Origin of the sequence: Mesorhizobium sp. M8A.F.Ca.ET.021.01.1.1, assembly GCF_003998025.1 — a bacterium.
Lineage (GTDB): Bacteria > Pseudomonadota > Alphaproteobacteria > Rhizobiales > Rhizobiaceae > Mesorhizobium.
Genome location: NZ_RZSJ01000409.1, coordinates 1 through 5,756, shown reverse-complemented (window position 1 = coordinate 5,756; position 5,756 = coordinate 1). Strand labels below are relative to the sequence as shown.

The following is a 5,756-nucleotide window of genomic DNA, read 5'->3' as shown; positions in this document are numbered from 1 at the left end:
GGCAAGACCCGATACCGTCATCGATGCCATCACCGCCGCCAAGCCTGACATCGTCGTGTCGGCCGCCGCTTACACGGCCGTCGACCAGGCCGAGGACGAGCCCGATCTGGCCTTTGCGGTGAACGCGACCGGCGCGGGCAAGGTGGCCGAGGCCGCGGCGCGGCTCGGCGTTCCAATCATCCATCTTTCGACCGATTATGTCTTCGACGGCAGCGCTCCCCACGCCTATGTCGAGACCGACCCGACGGCGCCGCTCGGTGTCTACGGTGCCTCCAAGCTCGCCGGCGAGCAGGCGGTGGCCGCCGCCAATCCGCGCCACCTGATCCTGCGCACCGCCTGGGTCTACAGCCCGTTCGGAAAGAATTTCGTGAAAACCATGCTGAGGCTCGCCGCCGACCGCGACGAGATTTCGGTGGTATCAGATCAATGGGGAAATCCCACATCCGCACTGGATATCGCCGACGCGATCCTGCATGCGGCCGCCATGCTGCACCGCAACAACGACGTCGCCGCGTTCGGCACCCATCATCTGGCCGGCACGGGCGAGACCAACTGGAGCGGCTTTGCCCGTCATATCCTCGACACAAGCTTGAAGTCTGGTGGTCCCTGGGCGCGGGTACGGGATATCACGACGATGGACTACCCGACCAAGGCGCGCCGCCCCGCCAATTCCCGGCTATCGAGCGCGAAATTCGCGGGCGTTTTCGCATGGACGGCGCCGGACTGGCGGGAGTCGACGGAAGAGGTGGTGCGCGGGCTGGTGGCGGGCGAGACGAGACAGATATTGAGCGCATGAACAAGCACCCATCACCCGAAAATCTGCAAGGCGCGACGCCTGACCCGCAGCCGGCCGAAGGCAGGCCAGCAAAAGCCCGCGCCAAGGCGAAGCCGGCGGCTGCAAAAGACCCCGCGACGAAGCGCACCTGCATCATGGTGCTCGGCATGCACCGCTCGGGCACCAGCGCGCTGACAAGGGCGATCAGTCTGCTCGGCGCCGAACTGCCGAAAAACATGCTTGGCGCCAATCCCTCGAACCCGGCTGGGCATTGGGAGCCGGAGCGCCTTATCGAACTGCACGACCAGATGTTGGCCGAGGCAGGAAGTAGCTGGGATGATTGGCGCGCCTTTGACCCAAGCGATTTAGGCGCGGCGCGGCTGCGTTTTTACAAAGCCGAAATAGCCCGATTGATTGACGAGGAATATGGCAGTGCGCCGCTGTTCGTCCTCAAGGAGCCCCGTATCTCGCGCTTCGTACCGCTTTACGCGGACATACTGAAACGCATGCGCATCGACGTGCGGTACGTGCTGATCGAGCGCAATCCGCTGGCTGTGGTTGCTTCCTTGGCCAACAGGGACGGATTTACGACAGGTTTCAGCTCTCTTCTTTGGTTGCGCCATGAACTGGAGGCGGAGCGCGCCACCAGGAACTATCCCCGCATCTTTGTTTCTTATGAGGCCATGCTTGGCGATTGGCGTGCGCGAATCGAGGAGATCACCAACGTTCTTAAAATCGACTGGCCACGATCAGGCATCGAATGGCAGGCATTGTTGTCCACGCACTTCTCGGCGGACCATCAGCACTTCACGGCCAGCCCGGACCTTCTTGATGCTGATCCGCGCATCGCCGACTGGGTCAAGGAGGCGTACGGGGCGCTGACGGATCTTGGTAAGAGCGGCAATGACGAAGCGGCGATGGCGCGGCTTGATGCCGTACGAGTCGCGTTTGACCGTGCAAGCTCAATCTTTGGCGATGCATCCTTCCCTGAAATGAATGTGCGCATCAAAGCGATGTCAATGGTGCAAGCGGAAGCGCAAACGCTAGCGGATCAACTCTCTCTAGAAAATGAAAAGATGGGGGCCGAGGTCGAAAGGATGCGTGCGAAGGGCATCGCGTTGGAGGCCAAATTCTCAAGGGATCTGGGGAAGGCACTGCAAGAGTCTCAGAGGACGATGGATCGAGAAAATGTGGAAGCTGAAACCCGGCAAGCGGTAGTTGCCAAGCTGCGCGCTGATATCGTCGCAAGAGATTCTGAAATTGCGCAGAAAAACTTGATTATCTCGGATGAGCAAAACAAGTTGCTGCATGCAATTGAAACAATTTCAGAGATGAAGAAAAGCAGATCGTGGAAGCTGATGGCCCCGTTTCGTGTGGCAAAAACAGTGGGGCTTTCGGCCGAGCGGTTTGTCGTAGCGAGTGGCCTGCGTAAGATGAAAAGTGCCCGCTATTTGCTAAATCGTGTGATCGTTGTTTTGAGGGACGACGGGATCATTTCTGTTTTGGAGAGAACAAGAAAGTTTATCGCGAGAAGGCGGGATGCCAAGCGGTACCAAAAGACGGATATATCTGGAACTGTGTCTTCCTTTCATTTCACAAATGAAATTGGTGCAACAAACGCTAGACGACCTCTGCCCGAACGGGATATCGCGATTCGGATGCCGCTGGCCTGGGCATCAAAGGTCGTGCTGCCGAAGAATATCGCCGTTGTAGTTCACGCATTTTACGTGGAATTGTTCCCAGAAATTCTTACGGCGCTGGAAAACATTGAGGCAGACTTCAAACTGTACGTTTCAACAACAGATGAAGAAAAAAAGCAAATTATAAGCTCCATGTGCTCAAGTCGTGGAGTGAGCAACGTAGAAATTAGAGTTTTCGAAAACAAAGGAAGAGATGTCGCCCCAAAGATTGTTGGTTTTCGCGATATCTACGTTAAGCATGATTTTTTTCTTCACTTGCACACAAAAAAATCACCGCATCTGTCTGATCTAGAGAATTGGCGGTCTTATCTGATAGGTAATCTTATTGGGTCGAAGGACATTGTTCGATCTATTTTTTCACTTTTCATGTCTGACAAAAATGTTGGGATAATATACCCTCAGCACTTTGGCCCTGTTCGAGCTATGCTTAATTGGGGGTTCGACTTCGAAGCGGCAAAAACCCTTTTGCGGCGCGCCAAATGGGACCTTAGCAAGGACAGTGTCCTGGAGTTTCCTTCTGGCTCCATGTTTTGGGGGCGGTCGGCCGCCATCAGGCCTCTTCTAGATCTAGGGCTGACGTTCGACGATTTTCCCGAAGAGGACGGTCAAGTCGACGGTACTTTGGCGCATGCGATCGAGCGCAGCTATCTACATTTTGCGGAATGCGCCGGATTTCATTGGCTAAAGATTCAGAGTGGTATTGACTCTCCATCGGAGGCGCTTCTGGCGTTGAAGAAGCCAATCGACGTCAAGCTGCTGGAGAAAATTTATGTACCACTTTTTGATGAGCCAGGACGGTCCGAGTTTTCCCTGAGTAGAAGCTACGGCGAGCTTCGTCCTTTGAGGATGACGAAGTCGAGTAACGCGAAGCCCAGAATTAACTTGCTTCTGCCCACTATAGATCCGGTGTGGATTTTTGGCGGCATATCCACCGCCTTAAAGATATTCGAGGAAATATCGTCTAAATTGTCTGATTTTGACAAGAGGATCGTGGTCCTGGATTCTCCGGTAGAAAGAAATCATTTAGAGAATTTTCCAGAATATGCGCTGGATCCTTTAGGGGGCCATGCTGTAATTTTTGATGCTTTTGATCGAGCTCTCGGCCTGGATGTTCGTAGGGATGATATATTTGTATCGACGGCTTGGTGGTCTGAATATCTTCGGACTTCAATAGCAAGTTTTCAGAAAATGGCATTTGGGCACAGCTCGGGTGCGGTGTATTTCATACAAGATTACGAGTCGAATTTTGTCCAATGGTCCTCGAGGTGGGCGATTGCAGAGTCTACATATAATTTGGCTGAGAATGTTGTCGCTCTGGTGAATTCTGAGGAGCTGTCCTCGTTTATGAATCGCAGATTTGGGTGGACAGACCAGATCGTCGTTCCTTTCCGCATCAATGAGACGATCGAGCACAAAATTAGGCCTGTCCCCAAAGAGCGGATCATCTTGTGCTATGGGAGGCCCAGTGCGGCTAGAAATTGCTTTGAAATAATCGTTGACGGCCTGTCGCTATGGCAACAGCGAAATCCTACCAGCGCCAGCAAGTGGCAGGTAGTCTTCCTTGGGGAAGATTTTGAGATGGCAAAAGTGTGGCCGGTGCAAAATAGTGCCGTTCCTGGCAAGGTCAGCCTTGAAGAATATGCTGCATATCTAAGTCGAGCGAGTGTCGGGATATCTCTGATGATATCCCCGCATCCTAGCTACCCCCCGCTGGAAATGGCTCATGCCGGACTTATCACCATCTCCAATAATTATGATACAAAGAACATCTCCGCGAGAAGTCCGAACCTAATAGGGCTTGATCACGTAACGCCCGATGCGGTCGCGGCCGCACTTGAGAAGTGCGCCCAGGCAGCTGAAGAGAATGTCGGACGCGTGGTGAAGCGAAAAGAGATACAGGAAATCCCCCTTGTCGGAAGTAGATACGACCCTGCCGAGCTTGCAGGCAGATTGCGATCATCGCTATGAATGGAGTCAAAGTGGATACATTTAATTTTCGGGGGTACGAGATTCCCATTCATCTTATGATGTTGACGGGCGGTGGCCCTGAGACATTCGAAGAAATATCGGATAAGCATTTTTTGTCTTTGAGGAAACATGTAGCTATCGAGCCAGATCAGAAGCTTCTTGAGATAGGTTGCGGTATTGGGCGCGATGCAATCCCACTCAGTTCGTTTTTGACTTCGGGGGCTTATATGGGGGTCGACATAATTCGACCGTCTATAGAGTGGTGTGCTGACCATATTTCCAAGCGGTCGCCAAATTGCGAATTTGTTCATTTTGACGTTAAGGATCAACTTCACAATCCTCATGGGACTATCACGACAAAAGAAATTTATCTCCCAGTATCAAACGAATCTGTGGATCGAATATTTCTATTCTCTGTTTTTACCCATATGTTTGAGGATGATATAATACACTATCTGAAAGAGTTCAAGAGGTCGATTAAGATAGATGGCCTTGTCTATGCCACCACTTTCGTATTCGATGATTTGATTTTGGATAAAGCACGAGAAACTAATTTGACGATATTTGATCTTCGTTTTGAGCACCAAATTTCGGACGGTTGCAGAATTAATAATCTGACTTTTCCACTTGGTGCGGTCGCCTACACATTGGATAAATGGTTGGAAATGATTAACATTGCGGGGTTCAGGCTGCGAACGTCTGTGATCCGTGGTGGTTGGTCCGGGGCTTTCGAAAATCGGCTTGATGGACAGGACGTCCTTGTGCTTGAGCCCTCATGAAGGCGAGCCGGTGGCTTTTAACTACGGTCGTTGACGCAAGATGTTCCCAAATTTACGCGGGTTGATATTCCCCCTCGTTCGCCGAGAAGTTACCGGCCGTTATCGTGGCTCCGCGTTCGGGTTGGCGTGGTCGCTGCTCAATCCGCTGTTCATGTTGGCTGTCTACACATTCGTCTTTGGTGTGGTGATGAAGTCGCGCTGGACTATTCCCGGTCAGCAAGGCGCCACTGATTCGACAGGAGAGTATGCGGTTGTCCTTTTCTGCGGATTGATCGTTTTCCAGTTCTTTGCGGAAGTGGTCTCGCTGGCACCCGGGTTGATCGTTGCTAACGCCAACTACGTCAAAAAGATCGTGTTTCCGATTCAGATCCTGCCCTTGGTTTCTGCGGGCGCGGCGTTGTTTCATGCAGCAGTCAGTCTGCTGGTGCTGCTGGTCTTCGCGTTTATCGTTTTTGGCTATATTCCGGCTACAGTCGTTTTGGCGCCATTGGTTTTCGCGCCACTGGTCGTCATGGTTCTCGGCATCGCCTGGAT

Annotated in this window: 4 protein-coding genes; all 4 read left to right on the top strand. The window is 52.6% G+C overall.

Features of this window, described 5'->3' with window-relative positions; translation table 11 throughout:
- The coding region (gene rfbD, locus EOA36_RS25410) for a dTDP-4-dehydrorhamnose reductase (RefSeq protein ID WP_127279904.1) at nt 1-796 on the top strand (796 nt) is incomplete at its 5' end.
- Complete coding sequence (locus EOA36_RS25405) at nt 793-4,443, top strand: rhamnan synthesis F family protein (RefSeq protein ID WP_189553350.1); 3,651 nt, start codon at nt 793-795, stop codon at nt 4,441-4,443. The genes rfbD and EOA36_RS25405, both read left to right, overlap by 4 nt.
- Nucleotides 4,444-4,454: 11 nt before the next feature.
- On the top strand, nt 4,455-5,222 hold the full coding sequence (locus EOA36_RS25400; RefSeq protein WP_189553348.1) for a class I SAM-dependent methyltransferase: 768 nt from the start codon (nt 4,455-4,457) through the stop codon (nt 5,220-5,222).
- A 121-nt stretch (nt 5,223-5,343) separates the two neighbouring features.
- Nucleotides 5,344-5,756: ABC transporter permease (locus EOA36_RS25395; RefSeq protein WP_245464461.1), on the top strand; the 413-nt coding region annotated here is incomplete at its 3' end.